The sequence below is a fragment of the Streptomyces sp. NBC_00057 genome (genome assembly GCF_045041165.1).
GTDB lineage: Bacteria > Actinomycetota > Actinomycetes > Streptomycetales > Streptomycetaceae > Streptomyces.
In genome coordinates, this window is the sequence record NZ_CP108256.1 from 2,397,051 (window position 1) to 2,421,374 (window position 24,324).

Annotated in this window: 14 protein-coding genes and 1 pseudogene; 3 read left to right on the forward strand and 12 right to left on the reverse strand. The window is 68.6% G+C overall.

The window, feature by feature from the left end; genetic code table 11:
- Nucleotides 1–99 precede the first annotated feature (99 nt).
- The 4 genes and pseudogenes from OG953_RS11295 to OG953_RS11310 form a co-directional block, all read right to left on the reverse strand.
- On the reverse strand, nt 100–2,388 hold the full coding sequence (locus tag OG953_RS11295) for a hypothetical protein (RefSeq protein WP_405683932.1): 2,289 nt from the start codon (nt 2,386–2,388) through the stop codon (nt 100–102).
- A 136-nt stretch (nt 2,389–2,524) separates the two neighbouring features.
- The gene (locus OG953_RS11300) at nt 2,525–3,355 is read right to left on the reverse strand and encodes a hypothetical protein (RefSeq protein ID WP_405683933.1); all 831 of its coding nucleotides are present in this window, start codon (nt 3,353–3,355) and stop codon (nt 2,525–2,527) included.
- Between the two features lie 241 nt (nt 3,356–3,596).
- Nucleotides 3,597–3,800, reverse strand: coding sequence for a DUF397 domain-containing protein (locus OG953_RS11305; RefSeq protein ID WP_405683935.1), 204 nt, complete (start codon nt 3,798–3,800; stop codon nt 3,597–3,599).
- Nucleotides 3,709–4,331 (reverse strand): annotated as a pseudogene (locus OG953_RS11310) (DUF5753 domain-containing protein). The gene OG953_RS11305 and the pseudogene OG953_RS11310 overlap by 92 nt, the downstream one beginning before the upstream one ends.
- Here OG953_RS11310 and OG953_RS11315 point away from each other — a divergent pair.
- Together OG953_RS11315 and OG953_RS11320 are read left to right on the forward strand one after the other, a co-directional pair.
- The gene (locus tag OG953_RS11315; RefSeq protein WP_405683937.1) at nt 4,330–4,533 is read left to right on the forward strand and encodes a hypothetical protein; all 204 of its coding nucleotides are present in this window, start codon (nt 4,330–4,332) and stop codon (nt 4,531–4,533) included. The pseudogene OG953_RS11310 and the gene OG953_RS11315 sit on opposite strands and share 2 nt — an antisense overlap.
- Nucleotides 4,530–4,865 carry a hypothetical protein gene (locus OG953_RS11320; RefSeq protein WP_405683938.1) on the forward strand — a complete coding sequence of 112 codons (336 nt, stop codon included), beginning with the start codon at nt 4,530–4,532 and terminating at the stop codon, nt 4,863–4,865. The genes OG953_RS11315 and OG953_RS11320 overlap by 4 nt, the downstream gene beginning before the upstream one ends.
- Nucleotides 4,866–4,886: 21 nt before the next feature.
- Here OG953_RS11320 and OG953_RS11325 read toward each other — a convergent pair whose 3' ends face one another.
- The 5 genes from OG953_RS11325 to OG953_RS11345 all read right to left on the reverse strand — a co-directional run bounded on the left by OG953_RS11325 (nt 4,887) and on the right by OG953_RS11345 (nt 16,850).
- Nucleotides 4,887–9,092: an Eco57I restriction-modification methylase domain-containing protein gene (locus tag OG953_RS11325; RefSeq protein ID WP_405683939.1), complete on the reverse strand. Its 4,206-nt coding sequence runs from the start codon at nt 9,090–9,092 to the stop codon at nt 4,887–4,889.
- The gene (gene drmD, locus OG953_RS11330; RefSeq protein ID WP_405683940.1) at nt 9,089–12,337 is read right to left on the reverse strand and encodes a DISARM system SNF2-like helicase DrmD; all 3,249 of its coding nucleotides are present in this window, start codon (nt 12,335–12,337) and stop codon (nt 9,089–9,091) included. Before drmD ends, OG953_RS11325 begins: the two co-directional genes overlap by 4 nt.
- 126 nt (nt 12,338–12,463) lie before the next feature.
- A complete protein-coding gene (locus tag OG953_RS11335; protein ID WP_405683941.1) occupies nt 12,464–13,612 on the reverse strand; it encodes a hypothetical protein in 1,149 nt (382 codons plus the stop codon).
- On the reverse strand, nt 13,609–14,109 hold the full coding sequence (locus tag OG953_RS11340) for a DUF4365 domain-containing protein (protein ID WP_405683943.1): 501 nt from the start codon (nt 14,107–14,109) through the stop codon (nt 13,609–13,611). The genes OG953_RS11335 and OG953_RS11340 overlap by 4 nt, the downstream gene beginning before the upstream one ends.
- A 146-nt stretch (nt 14,110–14,255) precedes the next feature.
- Complete coding sequence (locus OG953_RS11345; RefSeq protein ID WP_405683945.1) at nt 14,256–16,850, reverse strand: DUF262 domain-containing protein; 2,595 nt, start codon at nt 16,848–16,850, stop codon at nt 14,256–14,258.
- Nucleotides 16,851–16,951: 101 nt separating this feature from the next.
- Here OG953_RS11345 and OG953_RS11350 point away from each other — a divergent pair, with 101 nt between their 5' ends.
- On the forward strand, nt 16,952–19,081 hold the full coding sequence (locus OG953_RS11350) for a UvrD-helicase domain-containing protein (protein WP_405683946.1): 2,130 nt from the start codon (nt 16,952–16,954) through the stop codon (nt 19,079–19,081).
- Between the two features lie 534 nt (nt 19,082–19,615).
- On the opposite strand, the gene OG953_RS11355 is transcribed toward OG953_RS11350, so the two are convergent.
- The 3 genes from OG953_RS11355 to OG953_RS11365 form a co-directional block, all read right to left on the reverse strand.
- Complete coding sequence (locus tag OG953_RS11355; protein ID WP_405683948.1) at nt 19,616–20,944, reverse strand: class I SAM-dependent RNA methyltransferase; 1,329 nt, start codon at nt 20,942–20,944, stop codon at nt 19,616–19,618.
- 100 nt (nt 20,945–21,044) lie between these two features.
- A complete protein-coding gene (locus OG953_RS11360; protein ID WP_405683949.1) occupies nt 21,045–23,093 on the reverse strand; it encodes an APC family permease in 2,049 nt (682 codons plus the stop codon).
- 113 nt (nt 23,094–23,206) lie between these two features.
- The gene (locus tag OG953_RS11365) at nt 23,207–24,235 is read right to left on the reverse strand and encodes a 1-aminocyclopropane-1-carboxylate deaminase (RefSeq protein WP_405691772.1); all 1,029 of its coding nucleotides are present in this window, start codon (nt 24,233–24,235) and stop codon (nt 23,207–23,209) included.
- Nucleotides 24,236–24,324 lie beyond the last annotated feature (89 nt).

The following is a 24,324-nucleotide window of genomic DNA, read 5'->3' on the forward strand; positions in this document are numbered from 1 at the left end:
CCTTCTCCCGACGCGGCAGCCGCCGCACGGATCATGACAGTGCGTCATCATGCGTCGTCAGCTCGATGCTAACGGCAGCCTCCGACAACCGGACAGGAATCAGAACGCCGGAATCGCCCCGGCCAGGGCCTGCTCCAGGAATTCGGCGATGTCCCGGTCCCCGCGCTCGCCCAGCCGTTCCAACAGAGCCGTCGAATCCGATCCGGGCTCCATCCCGATCCGCCGGGCGATCACCTCGACCGCCTCCTGCCGGGTCACGGCCGCAGTCCAGCCGGTGAGCCGGGCAGCACGCGCCTCGGCACCCGTACCGGGCTGCGGAGCGGGCAGGCGCAAGGCGCTCAGCCGTCCGTCCGCCACGTTGAAGAACGCGTGGTCGCCGACACCGGCACCGATGTTTTCCAAAAGCGGCCGGATGGACCCCAGGACCGACTGATTCCGCCACTGGAGCGTCGTCTCGCCGGCATCGTGCCGAAACGTGATCGGCTCGCACAGGGGGGCTCCGCCGATGTGAGCCGCCCACCCGGCCGGAACGGGCGTCCCTGAGCCGCGCAGGTGCTCGGCGTTGACCTCCAGCCGGTACCACCAGCGCCCGTCCGCCCCGAGGAAACACCGCCGGGTGCCGGCCACGTCGTTCCTTGGTGTGTACGGGGTGTCCGTGCCGGTGCTGCTCTGGTCGGCGAGGCAGACCCAACCGCGCCTGCTGCGGGCGAAGATCGGCGCGGTGAGGTTGGTACGCACGGAGGCGGCCGATACGTCGAAGCGGGTGGCGAGTGCTTCGACGAGCGCGTTGACCTCGGCCTCACCGCCCGCGCGCTCGATCTCCCGAGTGATCATCTCCCGGATGCCGAGGTACTCCTCGCCGCCCCACTGGCGCAGGCCGTAGAGGTTGCGGTCGAGCCTGATGAACCGTTCGTCGACCCAGATCTGGTTCCGCATGCTGCTGATCGCCGTGCCGTCGGCCAGCCGCTCGTGGATGTCCTCCATCGGCAGCGGAGTCCCTTGCACTGCGAGTACGGCGACCGCCCGGTCGTTGACGGATCGGCCCCAGTGGACCACCTTCCCCTCCATCACACGGAACCGGCCGATCTCGGCGGCCCAGGGCCCCAGTACCTCGGCCCGCACCCCGAAGCGGGCACCGAGCGCGGCCGCCTCGTCCCAGGCGAGGGGTGCGTCACCGCAGGCCGCGAGCAGTTGCTCCTGCATCACCGACCGCAGCTCGGCAGCATCCCCCTGCACAATCCACGCGCCGTCGACCGTCCGGTCGGGCAGCAACCGCGCGATGACGTCCCCGAGCGGCACCCCGAGCGCTTCGACGGTGGCGGCGTGGTCCGGGTGCAGGGCGTGCACTTCTGCCACGGTGCAGACGGCACCGAGCCGCTCGGCAACGGCGGCCAGATGCCCGGCGAAGTCCCGGCCTGCCGCGCCCTCGTCGCCGTGGCCCGCGAGCCACTGCCTGATCACCCCGAGGATGATCCGCTCCACCTGCCGGACACGCTCGCGGCTGACGGAGAACCGCTCCCCCAGGACGCTGAGCTTCTCCGGCTGGGCGGCGAACATCCGCTGCCCAGCGATCACGGTGTCGCGCTCGTCCCACGTCCCGACGAGCCGGTCGAACGCGGCCAGCGGCCTGTCTATGAGCGCAGCGACGGACGGCTCCGGCCCATCGGCGAGCACCATCGGTGCGGGAGCGGGCTCTTCGACGGGCTCTTCCGCTTCCCCCTCAGTCCCGTCCTCCCCCTCGGTCCCGTCCTCGCCCTCGGTTCCGTCTTCGTTCTCGTTCCCACCCACCGGCCCGATGACCGCGGCATCTTCCGCCACGTCGTCCTGCGTGGGCAACGACTCCCCCGCCTCCGGACCCTCGTGGTTCTCGCGCGGTTCTGCGCCCGACCCCTGAAGCACGGCGAGCGCAGCACGCACCTCCGCCGGGGCGTCCTCGGGCAGCCAGGCGGCGATGACCGCGAGCGCCTCCCGTACGCCGCCCGCGCGTTCCCGGGGGATCCCCCGCTGATGCAGCCGGTCGAGGATCCCCCGGAACAGCCCGGCCAGCACCTCGTCCCCGTCCGCGACCGTGGGTCCGGCAGCGCGCGCCGCCCGGGCCACGGTCTGCCGGGCCGTCGCAGCGGTCGCCTCGTCCAGCAGGCGCAGCACGGGGATCGCATCCCCCAGTTCCGCGTGCGGCCACACCGCCCGCAGCGTCTGCGCCACCTGGTGGCTGAGCGCCTCGGCTCCGATGACCTGCTCGACGGCCAGGATCGGTGTCGCGTGCCACCAGCCGAGCGGAAGCCGTACGTCCTCCAACCGGGCGGCGAGCAGCTGCGGATCGGCATAGCGGAGGGCGGGGAGGAGGTCGGCGAGGGACGTAGACGCGTAGGGCACGGGGGAAGTCATGATCGGGCGACACTCCAGGGCTGGGCCGACTGAAACGTCCACGGTCGGACCGTGGTGATCAAGACGTTAGCCGCGACCACTGACAACTGCCCCATGGCTACCGGCCACATCCTCCTGTGACCAGGGGGTATGCGTCTCAGCCCGCTTCGGCGACCGGTGGCGCGCAGTCCGTGCACTGGGCCTCAGGGTCGTGGCTGCGGAACGCGCGCTCGCAGCCGTCACAAGTGATCAGGGGCGCGGGACGCGGTGACGGTAGCGGGGAGGCCGGAAGCGGTGGTGGCAGCAAGGCGGTCAGGCGGTGTTCGAGGAAGCGGGGCGGGTGATGGATGGGCACCGGCGCGGGCGGGAGGTTCGCCGTGAGGGTGCGGGTGATCTGATCCGGGGTCGCGGAGCGGGCCAGCCACGCTTCGACGGCGGGTACCAGGCGCTGCACGTCGCGGACGGCGAGGATCAGACGGGGGTCGATGAGCCGTAGCTGGGCGAGGAGTTCGGCGGCCGGTCCGCTGGCGGCGAGCGCGTGCGGTGGGGCGGCGGCCTGCGCGGGCGCGACCTCGGCCGGCTCCCTCTTCAGGGGGGCAGGCTGCCGTACGGGCGCACAGCCGGGCTTGTCATAGGCCAGGGTGCGGGTCGCGAACCGGCCACCGCCGAGCGGTACGCGGCGACGCTCCAAGTACCCGGCTGCTTCAAGCTCGTTGAGGGCCCGCCGGATGGTGATCTCTCCCTCGCGGAACCGGAGGGTCAGCGCTTTCGCGGTAACGGAGGCTCCGTCGGGCAGCGACTGGATGTACACACCGATGCCGATCGCAGCGGCGGAGAGGTGCGGGTGCTGGGCGAGGTGGTTGCCGACGACCGTGAACCGGTCGGTGTGACGGTGGCGTACGTGGATCACCCCGGCGCGGGGTGCGTCCTCGGGGATCGCGAACACGGGGCACGGAGGCGCGGCCGCGTTAGACTGCGGGTCAGCCATCGGGAAGCTTCTCTCTTCCGGATTGGTCAGGCCCTCGCCAGGATTGCCGTCCTGTCGGGGGCCGTCTGTCTGTATGGGGGTTGTTTCCGCGACCGTACCCCACCCGTGTCGGGCGGCGCGGTCCCATCACCCGATCGGGTGGCGAAGGGAGTTGAGCCCCGGGTTTGGTTGGGAGGGTTCTCACCCGTTTCTTTGAAGGGCATCGCACGGCACCGGGTCGTGGGGATCCGCGCCCCGGCGGCTACGACTGACGCAGGTGCCCGATGAACATGATCCAGGCGGGCGCACCGACGACGAGTACGGGGCCGGCGGGGCGCTTGCTGTCCCGGACAGGGACGGCACCGGGGACGCCGTCAGTGACCTCGACGCAGTCGCCACCCTGCCCGTTGCTGTACGTGCTCTTTCGCCAACTGGCGTTGCTCAGATCGCCTCGCGCGACGCGCATTCCGGTCCTCCAGGGCTGAACGGACAAGGGTCACCGACTCATCCGGCGGTAGAGCCTTCGCCTGCAGAAGATCGTAGGCGAGCGTGTACTCCGCCACCTCTTCAGGGGCCTCAATGAGTTCACCTGCGTGCGAGCTCTCGGTGTATGCCACGTCCGGCCCCCTCTCGAAGCTGAGGAGCGTCAACGATCCACCCATCACGGGGTGTTCACCCGCACCAAAGGGCAGCACCTGCAAGACAACGTGCGAGCTCTGCGCTGCGCCAGCAAGTGAACCAGCTGACCTCGCATGACCAACGGCCCACCCACCGGGCGACGGACCACGGCTTCGTCCAGGATGCACCACAGCAAGGGAGGGGAGCTACCGGCGAGGATCGACTGTCGCTCCATCCGAGCCGAGACCAACTGCTCGATCTGCGCATCCGTGTCACGGGGCCGACTGGTACGAAGTAGCGCGCGTGCATACGCGTCTGTCTGCAGCAAGCCAGGAACAACCTGCGCCATGTACTTCCGCACGGGCAGGCACGGGAGCATGGTTGAGAAAACCAGGGCGACGGAGGCGGCGCGAGACGAGTTGCGCGAGGCGCTGGCGGCGGTGGATGTCGTACTGCCGTCGCTCGGGGTCGATTCCGTGTCGCTGACGAGCAAGTACCTGGCGCCGCTGGTGGAGTTGGGGTGCTGCCGCACGGACGTGGCGTGGAAGCTGGCGGCGGCGCTGAGGAACTGCGCGCCGTGACCGACCGTTCGCCGGACCCGAAGCAGCGCGCCGCTGCACGTCGCGAGGAGCTACTGGCCAGGCTCCGCGAGCACAACAAGCGGAGCCTGGCGAGGGCAGACACAACCAGGCGAGTCGCGCAGAGCCTGAAAGTAACGGCCGACGGCATTCAGTGCGGTGACGTGCTGGCGGCCGGCGGAGTCCCGCACCGGGTGGTGGACGTGCGGGAGTTGCAAGGACGCCGGAAGCGGCTGGAGTTCGAGAACGGCAACGTGTACGTCCTCCAGCCGTGGGTGTCGATCACGGTCGTCCGCGAACGAGGGGGCGACGGAGCCCTGTGCGGTCGGCGCTGAACGGCTCCGCCGGCACCTGCCTCAGAACAGACTCGGCGGCTCCTCAGCCGGAGGCTTCGGCCTCCGGCTGGCGCGTGCCGCCGTCGCCTTCTTCTTAGCGCCCTTCTTGTCATGCAGGCCGACGGCGACTTCGGCGGCGTAGCGCCGCTGGTTCTCTTCGAGAAGCCGGTCGAGGATCTCTTGCCGCACGACGGGTCCGACGGTGTAGCGAGGACCCTGCTCCGTCGGGTGAAATCCGTGATCCAAACCGCCAGACTGGTCGAGAAGGTTTTTCCAGCCGTACGCACGAAGAACTTCGGCATCTACCTTCCGCTGAATCGCCCGAAGCTCCTCAATATCGGAATCACCGCAACATTCATCGTGAAACAGATTGTAAAGTTCAGTCAGCCCGACTCCACGCCGCCGGGCGATATCAGACCGGATTTCACTGAACTGCATTCCCACACCCTGCAGCCCGTCAATTACTGGTCTTGGGTAGTTCTCAAAGCACCTCGGGACCTGATATCTGGGGTCCTTCTTCATTGAAGTCCCATTACTCAAAGCCCACCAATAATGCGGCGCACTAGCCAGGACGGCAAATGTCCCGTAATCCGCAAACGGGAGAACGACGACAGTATTACTGAAGGTGGGCCCCACGGAAACCATGACCGGAGTCAGCGTCTTACTCGTCTCCGCGAACACAATTACCCTATCAAGGCTCTCGATCCTTCGATAGAGCTCCGTTGCAGGTCGCCCAAACTGCCACCAATTCGGATTCCCCTCCTCCGAACTTCCGATACGCTCCAACTCGACAAGCCGCTCGACACGCCTGAAAGGACGGACAAATTCGGCTGCCCTCTCGCGATCCCAATCCCTAAAATTGACAATATGCCGCCGCGCATTCCCTTCGGGCGTAGCATAAAGATCACTACCGGTAAGGTAGGGCCGCACTACGGCGGAATTCTCCGGGGCGTCCGCAAGCATGGCGGAGCGCTCCAGATCATCGAGAATGAATGCCTTACCCGACGGCTTGCTCCCTTGCAGCCCCATCCCAAGGTTCTCCGCGAGCGCCTGTGGCTTCCAGGTCGATCGACTCATCGGGGCGAGTGCGGCAGTTATACCGGTCACCCGGTTTCCATCCAGCCAATATTCACCATGCCACTTAGTGGCCGAAATGTGAAATTGGATGATATAAACGGAGGCACTGCGCGTGGACCACGGGCGCTTCGGTACGGCTTTATAGCAAGTCCAGCCATGCGCAGTAAGGTAACCAAGGCTCACCTGCATACTGGTTCCTTGGGCCACGCCATGGGTGGTCACGAGCCCGACCTTACCACCAGTGTTTGCAATGTCAGCCGCCCTGCGAGTGAAGAATGCGGCAAGATCAGCCCTGTCGGTTTCAAATCCGACGATCGACTCCGCTAGGTACTTCCGGTAGGCAACACCCATGGGTCCTGAAATTCTAGTCCCACCAAGAAAAGGTGGATTCCCTACCACTGCATCAAACCCACCCCGTTCCTCCCAGACCTCCGGGAACACCAGCGGCAGATGAACCGGTTCCCGGTCGAACGCCCCCTCCGGCCGCCCCGTCGCCAGCCACTTTCGTGCCAGCGCCTCCGCCCGCCGAAGGTCCAGCTCGGCAGCCACCTCGTCGTCGCCCGCATCGGCCACCGCATGCGCAGTGGACACCGCCTCGAACGACAGCTGGTCCTGTTCCACCTGACTGCGACCCGCACCAGCCAGGGCCGCGCCCGCCACAAGGTCAGCGAAGACAGACGCCTGACGCGCCTTCTCCCGCGCCGACACCAGGATCGCCCGCTTGCGGGCCAGCGCCTCCAGGTCCGTGCCCTTGATGTCGGCCAGCTTGCGGCGTTCCTCGGCGACCTCCGCCACCACCCGCCGGACACCGCCCGTGAAGTCGAGGGTGTCCTTGCCCAGCTCACGCCCCCGGACCGGGTCCAGGTGCATCGCCTCAAGCTGCTCAACAGACGTGATGCCGAGCAGTGAGTCGCCCGCCACCAGGCGGTCGTCCAAGAAAGTGAACGGCCGCTCGCGGTCCATCGAGACCAGCCACAGCGACAACTTCGCCATCTCCACGGCCATCGGGTTGATGTCCACGCCGTACAGGCAGTGCTCGATGATCTGGCGTCGGGCCTCCACCATCACCGGGTCCGCCTCGGCGTCCACCGCCGACACCGACAGTGACTCCGCCGCTGCCAGGTACGCCCTCGCCCGCTCCTCGCCCTCCCGGGACCACGCCTCCACCAGCGCGCCCGCCAGGTACCGGCAAGCAGCCACCAAGAACGCCGCCGAGCCCATCGCGATGTCCGCGACCTTGAGCTTGAGGATCTCCTCGGACCTCTTCGGCCGCCACTGCGATCGCTCCGCCGTTTGGAGCGGGCCGTACTCGTAGACCAGCGGTTCCAGCGCCCCGTCCGCGACCTGCTGGGCCAGGGACTTCGGGGTGTAGTGCGTGCCCGTGTTCTTCCGGAGCGAGGACTCCGTCACGAACAGCGCGCCCGGCCGGATCACCACCGGCAGGTCGCGCAGGTCCCGGCGGATGATGCCGTAGAAGGGGAGCAGGCGGTCCGCAAGCAGGCCGTCGTTGTCCGTCGCCGCCAGCAGCTTCGCGCGGGCCTCACCGCGCTCCGCCTCGCCCACCGGCGCCAGCAGCTTCGTCACCTTCGCCGCGGCACCGAGGCCCGTCGCCTTGTGGTACTCCTCCGACAGGGCCGCGCCCAGCCCCTCGCCCTTCGTCCGGGCCAGCGACTCCAGCCGGGTCAGCAGGACCTCGGCCTCCATCCCCGGCTTTCCGACGAGCCCGACGATCGTGTCCTCGGCCCGGCGACCCTGGTACGAGAGCAGACCCTCGTACACGTAGCCGATCTGCTCGACGTCCAGTGTCCGGAAGGTCAGCCGCCGGCGTTCCTTCTTCTTGCCCGTCCCGATCCAGACGTACTGGACGGACTGGAGCATGTGGAGCACGGTCCGGTCGTCGATCGGCAGCGGCTCCGCCGGGTCGTTCTCACCCGTCCCGCGGCCCTCCAGCCACGGGAAGGCGTTCGGGTCGAAGATCGAGCCGTCGTACGCGTGCATGGCGAGCGCAGGGTGGTCCACTCCCCCGTACACCGCATTGAAGAGGGCGATCAGCCGGTGCCAGCCGGCCGTGGTCTCCTCCAGGTCCTCCTCTGTGGTCTGCTTGGCCAGGTCCTCCAGCTCCTGGCACAGGCGGCCCGCTGAATAGGCCCGTACGTACAGTTCGTTGTCGCTCGGCAGCAGCCCCCGTTCCTCCGCGAAGAGCAGGAACACCACCCGCATCATGATCGCGACGGCGCCCCGGTAGACGTCCTGCGCAGGCACGTCGGACAGTCCGCGACGCCCGTCCGCACGCTCGCTGATGTCGGCGCGGCCGATGGCCTCCACCAGCAGTTCGACGGCCTGGCGGACCTGGACGCCGAGCGCGTCCGTCACGTCCTCCTGGCTGTCCAGGGACTCCCGGAGCAGCGGCAGCAGCGTCTCGTCGTCCGGGACGGAGAAGAAGCGGCGCCGGTGCAGCAAGGACAGGAAGGCACGGACGACGACCCGTTCCGCGGGCGAGGGCCAGTCCACGGTGTCGAAGACGGCGGACGTCGTGACGCCGCCGCGCGGTGCCCAGACCAGGGCCCACCAGCGGCCTTCCGTGACGAGGCCCAGCTCGATGCCGTGGTGCCGGCACAGGTGCGCCACCCGGTCGATCGGGGTGGCCGACCAGGCCGAGCCCGCGACGCGCTTCGCCGGGTGCTGGCCGGCGGGCACGGTCAGGCCCAGGATCGCGCAGTCGGCGACCAGCGCCGCCGTGTCTGCGGCCTCGCTGCCCGGTTCGAAGAGGGCGAAGGACGGGGTGATCCGCTCTCCGTCGTGCTCCGGCACGTCCACCGCCAAGGCTTCCGAGAAGTCGGGGCCCTCTCGCAGTGCGTCACCCCAGCCCAGTAGTTCGCCGAGGACGAAGGCGGTCCAGTCGGCCTGGCCGGCCGCCGGGTCGGACTGCCAGACGCCGTGCTCGTAGCGGAGGCGGTCGCGCAGCGGCTTGTCCAGCGAGTCGAGCTGCGCCCAGGTCTTCAGCAGGATGGGCAGGGTGAGGAACGGGCCCGATACATCGACCAGGCTGAGCCAGTCCAGGTGCTGCTGCTTGCCGTCGGGGGGCAGCGGGGCGCCGCTGCGGGTCCGTCCGCGGCCGGGTCCCGACGTGCGCGTGCTGGTGGTGCTCACTTCACTGCCTCCCGGCGGGGAACGACGAAGACGACGGCGACGGGGAACAGCAGCGCCTTGGGCTGGGCGTAGCGGGCCGCAATGAAAGCGAGTTCGCGTTCCTTCTCGCTCTCGAGTGCCTTCAGCTTGCGGTCCCAGTTCTCGCGGTCCCACTGCTTCTGCTCGGCCTCGTAGAAGTCCAGCTCCAGCTGGCCTTCCGGGTGCTCGTCGGGGTCCGCTCCGAGGGCGGCGCGCAGGGAGTCCCGGAACCGGTCGATGTTGGCGGAGATCCGCTCGGACTCGTCGCGGCGACGGGTCTCCAGTCGGCCTTCCAGCGCAGTCTGGCGGTTGCGGGCCCGCCACTCCAGTGCGGACACCAGGCCCTCACCGACGTGCGGCCAGGACTCGCTGAGCCGGGTCTGGAGCAGCGGCGAGGCCGGGGTGGCGCGGGTGAAGGCGTCGTCGAGGATCTCGCCGACCGTGGTCAGCTTCTCCAGGCGGCTGAAGCGGGCGGGTCGTCCCGCTTCGGGCTCCCGGAGCCAGCCGCCGGCCTGGAGGATCTCCTCGTGCAGGCGTACGCCGTCCGCGCCGACGAGGACGAAGCGGGCGAAGGCGCCGACGAGGGTGGTCTCCAGCTCCGGGTGATCGCTGATGACCGCCGAGACCCGGGCGAGGCGCGTGCGGTTCTTGTTCCAGACGGCCGCGCGCAGCAGCCGGGTGGACATGGCCACGAGCGGGTGGCCCAGGTGGGCGAGGACGACGTCGTCCCGGTCCTTCACCTCGGCCGGGTCGAAGGTCACGGGCCGCTGGACCTCGGGGCGGAGCTTGTCCGCGAGGCCGTGGGTGGCCCGCTCCCAGGAGCCGGTGAGGGTGGGGACCTCGTAGAGGCCTTCGGCCGCCTCTCGGTCGTCCAGGGTGGGACGGATGACCTGCTGGCGGGCGAGCGGCAGCGCCGTGGAGACAACTCGGGCGACCCGCTGCGGGGTGACGCCGAGCGTGCTCCTGGTGGTGTCGACCTGCTCCTTGAGGCGCAGCGCCTGGGCCTGGGCATCGCGCTCGGCTGCGACGTTGCCGCCGCGCCTGGCCTTGCGGTTGGCGTACGCCTCCGCGTGCTCGACGTCGAAGTCGGTGCCGAGGTCGCCAGTCATCCGGCGTTGGACCGCGTCGGCGAGGACGGCGTTGACCTTGCCGAGGTCCTCCTGCATCCGGGCTACCTTGACGGCGACGCGGGAAAGGAACTCGAGGTCGGCCTCGTAGGTATCCGTGGCCTTCTCGTAGCCGCTGCCGATGAAGTGCACGATTTCGGGAGCGGTGAGCTGGCCGTAGCGGTCCACGCGGCCGATGCGCTGTTCCAGCTTGTTGGGGTTGAAGGGGATGTCGTAGTTGACCAGACGGTGGCAGTGCCGCTGAAGGTCGATGCCCTCGCTCGCCGCGTCGGTGGCCAGCAAAATACGTACGTCGTTCTCGGCGGGCTCGGCCTGGAAGGCGAGGCGCAGCTGCTCGCGCTCCTCTGCGTTCATCCCGCCGTGCAGTAGGGCGACGCGGTCACCACCGAGGCCGTGGTCGCGGAGCAGGTTCTGGAGCCAGATCTGGGTGTCGCGGTATTCGGTGAAGACGACGACCCGCTCGTTGAGCCAGTACTTGCCGTCCGACGTCAGGCACTGGGCCTTGAGGTATGTGATGAGTTCCCGGGCCTTGGAATCGGCCTGGGCCTGATGGCGCTGGGCCCAGTCCCGCATCCGCTCCAGCAGGACGGCCTCGTCGCCGTCGGTGCCGGGCTGGAGGGTGGTGGCGCGCGCGATGGCGTCGTCCTCGGCCTCGGCGAGCGGCTCGTCGTCGTAGTCGGCGTAGTCGTCGAAGAAGGTCTCCTGCCAGTCCTCGACCTCTTCCGCGGCCTGCTGCTTCTTGGTGCGGAGGGTCTCCAGGTAGACGCCGATCGTGCGGGCGAAGGCGTCGGGCGAGGAGAAGAGGCGCTTCTTCAGCAGCAGGGTGACCAGGTCGGCGGCCTTGCGCCCGCCCTTGAAGCGCGTGCCGAGCTTCGCCCGGCGCAGCTGCGCGTACTCCTTGAGGAGGCCGTGGATGCGGCGCTCGTCCTCGGTGTATTCCACGGGAAGGGCGCGTGTCTCCCGCTCCAGGAACCGGCGCTCACCAGTCTTGGGGTCGCGGATGTCGGACTTCAGGCGCCGGACGACCGTGTCCTTGACCGCTTCCGGGTCGGGCTCGACGCCGCGGGCGAAGCGCTGGCCGTCGATGAGCTCCAAGAGGGCGGTGTACGACTCCTGGTAGCCGTTGTGCGGGGTGGCGGACAGGAAGAGGCGGTGCTCGAAGTGCGGGGCGAGACGGCGAATCAGCTTGGTCTGCTGGGAGTCGACCGGGTACAGCTGCTTGGGCGCCGAGGGTGCGACGTGGTGCGCCTCGTCGAGGATGAGCAGGTCGAAGGCCCGCTTGGCGGGGATTACCGCGTCGGCCTGCTGGACGGGCAGCACCTCGGCGAGCAGGCGCTGGGCCTTGGGGCCGCGCAGCCACGGCAGGCTGACGATGCACTGCGGATAGATGTTGAAGGGATTGGCCGCGCTGCCGTGGGTACGGCGGACTTCCGCGCAGCGGTCCGAGTCGATGACGGCGAAGTCGAGGCCGAACTTCTCGGCCATCTCGTCACGCCACTTCACGGTGAGGCCGGCCGGGCAGACGATCATGATCTTGTGGGCGCGGTTGCGGAGAATCAGCTCCAGGGCAACGAGGCCGGCCTCGATGGTCTTGCCGAGGCCGACGTCGTCCGCGAGGAGCAGGTTCACGCGCGGCGCGGCCACGGCGCGGGAGACGGGTTCGAGCTGGTAGGGCTCGATGGCTACGCCGGAGCGGAAGGGCGCCTGGAGGGTGCGGACGTCCGCAGAGGTCACGGCCGACCAGCGGACGGCGTCCAGAAAGGCGGCGAGGCGCTCCGGTGGGTCGAACCCCTGGGCCGTGACGTCCGGGAGCGACCCGGCAGGGAGCCGACGGCGGCCGGGCTCGACCTCCCAGATCACGGACAGCGTGTCGTTGTAGCGGCCGTCCTCGACGCTGTTGAGGGTGACGAGGGTGGCGGCGGCCCCGGCTGCCGCGTCCGCCTCCGGCTTGACGTGGTCGACGTCGGCCACGACCCACCGAGTCCCCCGCACCTCGACCAGGTCGCTGATCTCCGGGACGGCCTGGCTGTCCAGCTCGTCGGCGCGTCGGCGGACCGACCTCTGCGCCACACCCGCCAGGTCGGTGGTCGGCGTGGTCATCGGCATTCCGCCCCTCTGCATGCCCGCCCCGGGCGATTCACGTCAAACACAGCAATTCAAACACGCACGACCGGCCTTGCAACCCTCTTCCCGGCATCGCTGGCAGCGCCACCTGTACCGGTACCGTCACAGCACGTCGAAGGCCGTGATCTGGGTCAGCTCGTAGTAGGTGCCCCGGCGGCTCAGATCACCCTCGATCTTGAGCGTCCGCCCCTGAGCGTGGGCGTCCGTGGCCCGGGTGTAGTCGTCGGTGTTCAGGTGGACGTGGATCTGCCGCTTCGGGCCGATTGCACCGGCCTGGCCGAGGACCACCGCTTCCACCGTCACCTCACCCGGGCCTTGATCGATGGCACGCTTGAGCTTGATCGAGCGGCCGATGATGGTCACGCCGGGCTCGGGGGCCTGCCGACGCATGTCCTTGGCACCCTCGCGAAGTGTCCGGACGAGGCTCGGTGTGAACGGAGCGACGACGGGCAATGGCGGCACTGGCCAGCGCGGTGACCAGGTGAAGTCGATCGAGAATCCGTGGACCTGCGAGTCGCGGTCGTCATCTCCGCCGATCCCTGCGAGTGCCTCGCACAGGTCGGCGGAGACCCCGGCGCGCGAGGCATCAGTGAAGGGCGCGGGATCGCCTGTGCTCTTCGCGCGCTCGGCTGCCGTACGCGCCGCCGCGACCGCTTCGTACATGCGGCGGGAGACCTGGCGCGCGAAGGGATCCGGTTCGTCGTCGAAGAGGGACAGCTGCGGCCTGCGCTCCGGGAGAGGTACCTGAAGACTGAGGATGTAGCTGCCCGGCACGGTGGGCCCGAAGCGGGCACGGTCCACGAGGTCACGAGCGGCCCGGCTCTTACGCCGGGGAAGGACGGGTCGCGGCTCGACGGTGTGGGAGGCAGCCGCCAGGAGCAGATCGCGGGCACCCGCCATGGCGAGCACGCCGGCCTGGACGGGAATGGTCCCCGACGGCGTGTTCGGCAGCGTCCTGATGTACTGCACGTCGAGACCGGTGAGAGTCAGGTCCTGGTGGACCGCCGACGGGGGGCGGCCCTCCATTTCGGCCAAGGCTCCGACCAGATCGGCCATGCGGTCCGCGAAGTCCGCCAGGTCGGTGTCCAGGGGCACCAGGACGCGGAGCGTCCGCCCTGCCCAGTCCCGTTCCCAGCGGCGGCTGTAGCGGACCTGGATCCCCGCGCGCCAGCCTCTGCTGCTGAGATAGTGCGCCACGTCCTGCGGCCGCAACCGCTCCAGCTCGATTTCGGATACGCCGATCGCGGTCATGGTGCGGGCACCTCCTCACACGCCCGGGCGAAGAACTTGTGCAGAGCGTCGACCGTGAGCAAATTGTCGCGCGGCACAGTGACAGTCACCGTCTTCTGGCCCTGCTGCAGTGGAAGGCGCTGCTCCAGCGAGACCCAGTAGGCACAGCGGCGCAGGACTAGGGCCTCCTCGTCCATGCGGATGTACTGTGCCGGATCCGTGGGGACGAGGACCATCACCAGGTAGGCGGGTACCTGCCGCTTGCCGCGCAGGCGCTTGTAGCCTGCGGCCGACAGCGTGATCTTGAAACCGGTATCCGTCTCGGCGACCTCCTCGACCCGGCGGGTCTTCACCTGGAGTGCGATCTGGACGTCCAGGTCCGGGTCCTCGTGGTCCCGGCCCAGGATCAGGTCCTTGCCGATGTCCGGATAGGGCACAGCCACCTGAAATCCGGCCGCTGCGGCGATCGCGGCCACGAAGGTCTCTCCGTACCAGCCCTGGTGGTTGTTGAGCTCCATGCGCCCCCGTGCTCCGGTCGCAGGCCACCCGTCACGCGCCCACGTCCGGAGTGACGACGATCACTGCCCGGGCAGGCTACCTGAGCAGTGATCTTCCGGTAAGGCTGCGATCCGGCCACATGGCCGCCGTCGACGGTCGGTTCAGGTCACAACACAGCCTGATCGACGTCGTCGAACGGACGCCGGGCCTCCGCCAGGGCGACCTCGTGGACGAACCACTCCAGTACGGCGCGGATCTCCTCGCCGTGGTCGGCGAAGACCTCCAGCGGGAACGACGGGCGAAGGTCCAGCTTGGCCTCGGCCAGGTCGATGCCATCGACGGTGTTGAAGCGCTGCATCAGCGCTCGCCTCAGCGGCTCGTCGTCGAACGGCGGGCGCCGCTTGAGGTACTGGAAGACCACCTCCGCCGTGCCCGTCACTGGGTACAGCGCGATCGGCCACAGGGCGCGTGGAGCGTTCGGCCGCCCCGCGTCCACCGTGGGGAAGCAGCTGGTCTCGTTCGACTTGCCGTAGACCTGGTATCCGCCCTGCTCTTCCCAGAACCGCATTGCGGCCAGGACACCTTCGACGACCTCGGGCGGCTGGTTGTCCCGCAGTAGCGCCTCGAACCGCGCGGCCGTGCCCTCCGTCTTCTCGTCCCCGCCCTGGGGCGCCGTCCCCGGGAGCTGCTCCTCCGGCACCTCCTTGCCCACCAGGACCGCCAGGTCGGAGGCGCTCAGCCGGTGGGACTTCAAAGCCCGGCCGTTCGCGTCGAAGGGGACGCCTTCGGCTTCCAGGACCAGCCGCGGGTCACCGGAGTGCCGGTCGTCTGTCCACCTGAACCCGCCGGCGATCCGTCCGTCAGCGGTCAACACTCGGTAGGCGCAGTGCAGACCCGTCTTGGCCGACACGTGATTTCCGACGGCGATGGCGCTGGTCCCGATGAGGGCAGCCAGATCACCGTACGAAGTCCAGGTCCCGGCCGGCACGGCGAGCAGAATCTCACGCAACTCACGCCAGCCCGCCCACTCGTCGTCGGCGTGCACCACTCCGTCCAGCGGGCCGGGCCACAACTCCACCGCCCGGTCGGCCAGTTCTTCGGCCCGGGCCAGGATCTCCCTCCGCCCCCAACCGCCCTGTGCCGCGATCCGCTGATTCATCCGCAGCGCGCTCGAGTCCAACAGCTCCTGTTTGCGGCGGAAGGGGTGGTTGGATAGACGTGCGTTCTCCCCGGACAGGGTCAGGTTGCCCAGGGTGTGTACAAACAGAGCGTGGATCTCCTCGGGGCTCTCCTCGTCACCGGCCTCCTCGGCCAGCAGGTCGAACCACTGTTGCGCGGGACGCTGTGGCAGGACGTGTTCCACGGTGAGCTGCGCCTTCCCGTAGTCGACGGGCTCGGCCGACGCGTAGCTCTCCTCCAGCCTGCGCAGGATCTGGAAGCGCTGGTTGCTACGGCCCGTCTTGTAGAAGGGCCGGGTGCGGATGGCGTCGCGGACCGCTTCGTCACCGGGCCACACGCGCGCGCCCGTGCGGTTGCGCGACAGGAACCGGCGGACCGCCTCGGAGGGAGTCCCTTCCTTGTCCAGCTCCTTGGGCAGTTCCATGAACACCCGGTTGCTGCCCGTCGTGGACAGCCCCGCGAAGAGGCGCCGCACCATATAGCTCTCTGCATACTCGAGGGCCGTGGTCGCTTCGGCTGCCGTGGTGCTGCCCTCGTCCACCAGGTCGAGGAGGTGAAGCGCGGGCGGGTAGTGGGTCTGACCGCCCCATCGGGACAGTCGTTCCAGCACCGCCCGCAACTGCGGGTCAGTCTCCCGCTCGGGCTCCAGGATCCTCATGAGCCGGTCGGCGCGCAGGGAGAACCGGGCGATCTCCGCTTCCAGCGCCTCCTCGTCGCCGCCCAACGGCTCCAGACGCTTCTTCTGGTCTCGGTAGATCTCGCTCTGCCGGGCTCTGCTGTTGCCGCCGACGACGAGGTCGAGCCAGACCAGCAACTCCAGGTTGCTCGGGCCCAGCAGCTCCTGCATCGGAAGCCACCGCTTGCGGTAGACGTCCTCGCCCCTGCTCGGCAGGCACATGAAGAGGTAGTTGCGCAGCAGATCACTCTGGCTGAGCCCGACTCCGGTGTTGTTGATCGACTCGAAGATGCGATAGACGTTGTCGCCCTCGGCAGCGGTGATCGCCACGATGGACAGGCAGTCGCCGAGTACGGACTCGACGGCGTCGACCCAGGCCTCGCCGACGCTGTCCGCCCCCTCGGCCAGCTCACCGGTGAAAAAGCGGTAGGCGGCACCGACATTTCCGGCGCCACCGGCCTTCGGAAGGCTGTCCACACACGCGATGTAGGCATCGCGGTCCGCCTGCGTCGGCAGCAGACGGTAGCTGTCATGGCCGTCCTGATAGGCGTTGACCAGGAGAAGGTCGTTGATGCGGGCGGCCTTCTTCGCCGAGCCCCGGTCCCGGTGGTGGTCCCTCAGGGCCGTGAAAGCGAGCATCAGGGTAGTCATCCGCTGCTGGCCGTCCACCACTAGCCAGCGCTGCATCCCACCCGCAGCGATGCGCTCGGGTGCCAGCACCACCGAGCCGAGGAAGTGACCCGTATTGGGGCGGCCTTCCTGCCGGTCCTCGACCAACTCCAGCACGTCGTACCACAGCTGTCGCAGTTCGTCCCGCTGCCAGCTGTACGTACGTTGGTAGAGCGGGACTTGGAACTGCTTCTCCCCTTGGACCAGCTTGCTGAACGTAGTCTCCTGAGCGTGCACGCCCGTCCTCTCCCCGACCTCCGGCACCGACCCGCCATTGTCGTCCCATACCGTACGGTGATCAGTCGAAACGTCAACACTCGTGCGATCCGGGGGCTTTCATGGCGACACTGGGAATCCACAAGGACTTCCTCCTGGAGTTCGCCAAGCTGGAAAAGCCCGTTCAGAAACGGGTTCACGAGGTCTTCGGCAAGTTCCGCGAGCACCGGCATGCCGGGCTTCACCTGGAGAAGCTGGAGAATCCGCGCGACCCCCGGATCCGCACCATCCGTGTCAACAAGTTCATGCGCGGCGTCGTCCTCGCCCCGGACACCGGGGACAGCTTCCTTCTCCTCAAGGTCATGGCACACGACGACGCCATCGCCTGGGCACTGAGCCACCGGGCAACGGTGAACTCCGCGACCCAGGGCATCGAGCTACGCGATGACGTCGCCCTCGAGCACGCGGCCGCCTCCGTACGGAGCGCCACGCCCGCAGTGGACGAGCGGCTCTTCACCCACGTGTCCGACAAAGAGCTGACCCGCCTCGGTATCGACCCCGACCTGCTTCCGTTGGTACGGAACTTCAGTGACGAGGCCCACCTCGACGCCCTCCGCAAGTTCCTTCCCGAGCAGCAGTACGACGTCCTCGCCGGCCTGGCTGCCGGCCTGACCCCCGACGAGGTCTGGCGTGAGTCCGTCGCGGTCCAGACAGAGCACACTCCCGACGCAGAGATCCACCCTTCGATCGGCGACGAGCTCGCCGTGGCCATGGCCCGCTCGCAAGGAAGGATCGCCCTGCTGTCCGGGCCCGAAGAGCTGCTGGACATCCTGTCCAGACCCTTCGATGCGTGGCGCGTCTTCCTCCATCCCAGCCAGCGGCGCATCGCCTACCGGCCCTCGTACAGCGGATCGGCGCGGGTCACCGGCGGCCCGGGGACGGGCAAGACCGTCGTAGCCCTGCACCGCGCCCTCCACCTCGCCAGGCGGTTGCCCACCGATGCTCCCGACGGCGCGATCCTGCTCACGACCTACACGAAGGATCTCGCGGCTGACCTGCGCGGCGCCCTCGAACTGCTCATCCCCGACGCGCCGCTGCGAGCGAAGATCCGAGTCGTCAACGTCGATGCTCTGGCCAACCAGCTCGTACGGGAGGACCGAGGCACTCCCCTGGCCATACTCACCGGCCAGAAGGAGATCCACACCCGCTGGAAGCGAATCGCCCAGCGGCTGGGCCTCGACCTCAACGACGTGTTCCTCGACCAGGAATGGCGTCAAGTGATCCTCGCGCAAGACCTTCGCTCGCCCGAGGCCTACCTGAAGGCCTCTCGTAGCGGCAGGGGTACGCCGCTCAGCCCGCTGCGGCGCGCGCAGGTCTGGCGCGCCGTGGAGGGGTTCACCCGAGAACTGCGTGATGCGGGAGAGTGGACCTTCCTCCAGGTAAGCGCGGAGGCCGCCCGTCTGCTGGAGCCTCGTACCGACCGTCCCTTTCACCATGTGGTGATCGACGAAGCTCAGGATCTTCATCCCGCTCAGTGGCGCATGCTCAGGGCGTTGGTCCCCGAAGGCCCCGACGACCTGTTCATTGCAGGCGATACCCACCAGCGCATCTACGGGTACAAGGTGGCGTTGCGTAATCTCGGCATCACCGTGACTGGCAGATCCCACCGCCTACGCGTCAACTACCGCACCACACACGAGATTCTGCAGTGGTCGACCGCGCTGCTCAGCAACGAGAAGCCCGATGACATGGACGGCGGTACCGCATCGCTGGCTGGTTTCCGGTCTGTACTGCGGGGCGGGCAGCCCGAACTTCACGGATCCGAAAGCAGGTCCGGGGAAATCGCAGACCTCGTGGCGAAGGTCGAGCAATGGGTGGCTGGCGGTGTGGAGGCCGGCGAAATCGGCGTGGCCGTGCGCTACCTCCAGCTGGGCAAGGAAATCGCCCAAGCGCTGGAGGAGTCCGGCCTGCCAGTGTGCGTGCTCGGATCCTCTCAATCGACCGGCGACGGCGTCCGGATCGGGACCATGCACCGGATGAAGGGCTTGGAGTTCCGCTGTGTCGCCGTTGCCGGCACCAACGATGGCACCGTTCCCCTGGCGTCGGCCCTGACACCGCCGGAAGTGGATGCGCAGCAGCATCGCGATGACTTGCTCGGCGAGTTGAACCTACTGTTCGTCGCGTGCACCCGCGCCCGCGAGGCCTTGCGGGTTTCCTGGCACGGTGCACCCAGCCCGTTTCTCGCGCTCTGATGGAGCGAGGGCTCTCGGAACAGGTCCGGCCGACTAGCGCTGTCACCCGTTTCCATACCGATCACCGCTCACCAGAAGCCACCGAACGCAAGCGGCTGGCCGATCTGGAAGCAGCACGCCTGCGCCTCCATGCAGAGACCCTGTCGGCTGGACCGGAGAGGGACGGATCCGAGGCATGGATCGCTTGGGCCGACGGCCACGTGCAACGCCTGAACCCGCTCAACGGGACACTCCATCTGCCGGACATCCCGAGCCTCGCCCGTACGGTCCCGGCTACTAACAGTGACCCTTTGAAGTCACCTCAGAGCCGCCCAGCGGCGCTCACGGCGCCGCCTTGCTGCCCTGGGCGTTGACGCCCAGGGCAGCGTAGAGTCAGGTTTTCACAAAGCCGGACCTCAGAATGTGGGTCGGGCATCCCGCCTGACCTGCACCAACAGCAAGGTGGCGATCCGTCAGAACGTACGTCAACGTGCGCCACGAGCATCGAACATGCGCCAAGATATCGCCCGTAATGCGCGCGCCCAAAAGCACAGGTCAGGAGCTCTTTGTGGTCGGCTCCAGAATCGCCACGCACTCCACGTGGTGGGTCATCGGAAACAGATCGAACGCGCGCAGCGTCCGCACCTTGTAGCCGCCCTCCCGGAAGTACGCCAGGTCGCGCGCCAGGGCCGCCGGGTCGCAGGCCACGTACGCGATGCGGCGGGCGCCCAGGCCCGTCAGGTGCTTGACCGTCTGCTTGCCGGCGCCTGCGCGCGGGGGGTCGAGGACGATCAGGTCGGTCTCGGTGATGCCGGTGCGCGGCAGGACCTGGTCGACCTTGCCGTGCTCGATGCGGACCCGCTCCAGGTCCTTCAGGTTATGCCGGGCGTCCTCCACGGCGCGCTTGCCGGACTCGATGCCGAGGACGGCGCCCTTCTCGCCGATGCGCTGGCCGATGGCGCCCGCGAACAGGCCGACGCCGCAGTAGAGGTCGAGGGCGGTGTCGCCCTTGCGGGGCAGCAGGCCCTGCATCACGGCGCGGACGAGGGTGTTGGCTGCTTGCGGGTGGACCTGCCAGAAGCCGCCCGAGCCGACCCGATAGGTGCGGTCGTCGGCGCGCTCGCGGACGAAGGCGCGGCCGTGCACGCGGTGGACGCCGCCGTCGCGCTCGTCGACGCGCATCACCGAGACGGGCTTGTCGAGCTCGACGAGGGGCAGCCGGCCGCCGGGCCTCGGGGTGAGGATCACCTGGCGGTCGTGGGAGCCGGTGGCCGCGATGGCTTCCACCGAGGCCATGCCGGGCCATTCCCGCTTCTCGATGCCGAGCTCGGTGACGCCGGGGGCCGCGATCAGGCAGCGCTCGATCGGCTCCACGTCGTGCGAGCGGTGCTTGCGCAGGCCGACACGGCCGTCCTCGTCGATGGCGTACTGGACCCGGGTGCGCCAGGCCGGTACCTCGCCCGCCGGAAGCTTGTCGCCCTCGGCCGGCATGACGGTGCCGTCCCAGCCCGCCTCCTCGGGGGTGAGGCCGGCGAGGCGCTGAAGCTGTTCGGCGATCACTTCGCCCTTGAGTCTGCGCTGGGCGCCGGGCTTGGCGTGCTGCCAGTCGCAGCCGCCGCACTTGCCGGGACCGGCGTACGGGCAGGGCGCCTCGACGCGGTCCTTGGACGCCTCGATGATCCGTACCGCGTCGGCGCGCAGGAAACGGGAGTCGCTCTCGCCCTCGGTGACCTTGGCGATGACCTTCTCGCCGGGAAGCGTGTGCCGTACGAAGAGGACCTGACCCTGCGAGGTGCGGGCGATGCAGTGGCCGCCGTGCGCGACGGGCCCGACCTCGACCTCGTACTCCTCCCCGACCAGCGACGACGTGGGTTCGTTCTGCATGAGGGGGTGGCTCCAGGGATCAAGGGAAAAACGGCCGGACAACAACCCACGAGTCTACGTGGGTGTCGTCCGGCCGTTTACCACGAGCGGGCGGGCGCGGTCAGCCCTTGTTGGCAGGTTCCTTGGGCCTGCGCTCCACGGGTCCGCGGCGCACCGAGCCCGGTGCGTTCCACTCGGCGCGCTTCCTGGCGCGCTTCTTCGCCGCCTCGGAGGACTCCAGCTGGTAGGGCACGGAGGTCACCATCACGCCCGGGGTGAACAGCAGCCGCCCCTTGAGGCGCAGGGCGCTCTGGTTGTGGAGGAGGTGCTCGTACCAGTGACCGACCACGTACTCCGGGATGTACACGCTCACGACGTCGCGCGGGCTCTCCCGGCGCAGGCTCTTCACGTATTCGATGACCGGGCGGGTGACTTCGCGGTACGGGGAGTCGAGGATCTTGAGCGGGATGTCGATGCCCCGCCGCTCCCAGTCCTCTTTGAGTGCCTTGGTCTCGGCCGGGTCGACGCTGATGGAGAGCGCCTCCAGACGGTGGGAGCGGATCAGCTTGGCGTAGGCGAGGGCGCGCAGCGTGGGCCGGTGGAGCTTGGAGACCAGGACGATCGAGTGGACCCTGGAGGGCCGCATCGTCTCGTCGACCGGGGTCTCCTCCGCGGCGATCTCCTCGGCGACCCGGTCGTAATGCTTGCGGATCGCGGTCATCGTCCCGTAGAAGATCACCATGCCGAGCAGCGCGACCCAGGCGCCGTGGGTGAACTTGGTGGCGAGCACCACGACGAGTACGAGGCCGGTGAAGAAGGCGCCGAAGGTGTTGATCGCGCGGGAGCGGATCATGCGGCGGCGCTCGGCCGGGTCCTTCTCCGTTGCCAGGTGGCGGTTCCAGTGCCTGACCATGCCGGTCTGGCTGAGGGTGAAGGAGACGAAGACACCGACGATGTAGAGCTGGATGAGCCGGGTCGAGTCCGCTCCGTAGACCCAGGTCAGCAGGATCGCCGCGCCCGCCAGCAGCACGATGCCGTTGGAGAAGGCGAGCCGGTCACCGCGGGTGTGGAGCTGGCGGGGCAGGTAGCGGTCCTGGGCAAGGATCGAGCCGAGCAGCGGGAAGCCGTTGTACGCGGTGTTGGCGGCCAGGAAGAGAACGAGTGCGGTGGCCGCCGCGAGGGCGATGAAGAGGAACGAATTCTCGCCGAAAACGGCGGCCGCGACTTGCGAGATCACCGGGTCCTGGACGTAGTCGGGGCCGACCGGGACACCGTTGTTGATCAGGTCCTCGGCCGGGTTCTCCGCCATCTTCACACCGGTGGTCATGGCCAGGGCGATGATGCCGCAGAACATGGTGACGGCCAGGAGACCCATCATCGAGAGCGTCGTCGCGGCGTTCTTGCTCTTCGGCTTGCGGAAGGCGGGCACGCCGTTGCTGATCGCCTCGACACCGGTGAGGGCGGCGCAACCGGAGGAAAAAGCCCGCAGCAGCAGGAAGACCAGCGCGAAGCCGCCCAGTCCCTCGTGTTCGGCCTTGATCTCGTAGCCCGAGGTCGGGGCGTGCATGGTTTCGTCGAGGACCAGTCCCTGGAACGCACCCCAGATGATCATGATGAAGACGCCGGCCACGAAGAGGTACGTGGGGATGGCGAAGAGCTTGCCGGACTCCTTGACGCCACGCAGATTCATCACCGTCAGCAGCACGATGGCCGCGATCGCGCATGCCGTCTTGTGCTCGACGACGAACGGGATCGCGGACCCGAGGTTCTCGACCCCGGAGGAGATCGACACGGCGACGGTCAGCACGTAGTCGACCAGCAGCGCGCTGGCCACGGTCAGCCCGGCCTTGGGCCCGAGGTTGGTGGTGGCGACCTCGTAGTCACCACCACCGCTCGGGTAGGCGCGCACGTTCTGACGGTACGAGGCGACGACCGTGAACATCAGGACCGCGACGGCGAGCGCGATCCAGGGGCTGAAGTGGTAGGCCGACACGCCCGCGACGGAGAGCACCAGGAGAACTTCTCCGGGTGCGTACGCCACCGAGGACAGCGGGTCGGATGCGAAGACGGGAAGAGCGATGCGCTTGGGGAGGAGCGTTTCTCCCAGCTTGTCGCTGCGCAGCGCCCGTCCGATCAGAATCCGTTTGGGCAGGTCGGTCAGTTTGGACACGCAGAGGATCGTATGCGTTCCGTATGGAAGCCGCAGACCCACCACCCCCGTGGCCTCGCAATCTCCTGCGCCCGGCCGAAAAAGCCACGAAATCCTTAACGAAATCCTTGCGCTCAGGCGTCCGCAAACAGGGCGCTGTAGGCGTTGAGTGCGGGCTGACCGCCGAGATGGGCGTAGAGGACCGTGGAGTCGCGGGCGACCTCGCCGCGCGCCACGAGGTCGACCGTCCCGGCCATCGACTTCCCCTCGTACACGGGGTCGGTGACCATGCCCTCGGTACGGGCGGCGAGCCGCATCGCGTCGAGGGTGGTGTCGTCGGGGATACCGTACGTGCCCGCGTGGTAGCGCTCGTCCAGCTCGATGTCGTCCACGGTGAGCTCGCGCCGCACCCCGATGAGCCGTGCGGTACCGGCCGCGATCCGGGCGATCTGCTCGCGGGTGCGAGCGGGTTCGGCGGAGGCGTCGATGCCCAGCACGCGCCGCGGACGGCCGCCCGCCTCTTCGAGCGCGGCGAAGCCCGCGACCATGCCGGCCTGGGTGGAGCCGGTCACCGAGCAGACGACCACGGTGTCGAAGAACACGCCGAGTGCGCGCTCCTGCTCGGCGACCTCGTACGCCCAGTCGGCGAAGCCGAGCCCGCCGAGAGGATGGTCGGACGCGCCGGCGGGGATGGCGTACGGCCGGCCGCCGCCCTCCTCGACCTCGCGCAGCGCCTGCTCCCAGCTCTCCTTGACGCCGATGCCGAACCCGGCGCGCACCAGGCGGACATCGGCACCGGCCAGGCGGCTGATCAGGATGTTGCCGACCTTGTCGTAGACGGCGTCGGGCCACTCGACCCAGCTCTCCTGGATGAGCACGCACTTGAGGCCGGTACGGGCGGCGACCGCCGCGACCTGGCGGGTGTGGTTGGACTGGACGCCGCCGATGGAGACGAGCGTGTCGCAGCCCTTCGCCAGGGCGTCGGCGACGAGGTATTCGAGCTTGCGGGTCTTGTTGCCGCCATAGGCGATGCCGGAGTTGCAGTCCTCCCGCTTGGCCCAGACCGCGGCGCCGCCGAGGTGGTCGGTGAGCCGGTCGAGGCGGTGCACGGGAGAGGGACCGAAGAGGAGGGGGTAGCGGTCGTAGGAGGAGAGGGAGGGGATGGACGGGGCTGCGGGCGATGCGGGCGTCACGGGGGCTCCCTTGGCCGGGGGGGTGGTTCGGTGATGGTGGGCGGGGGTTGGCGTGGTGA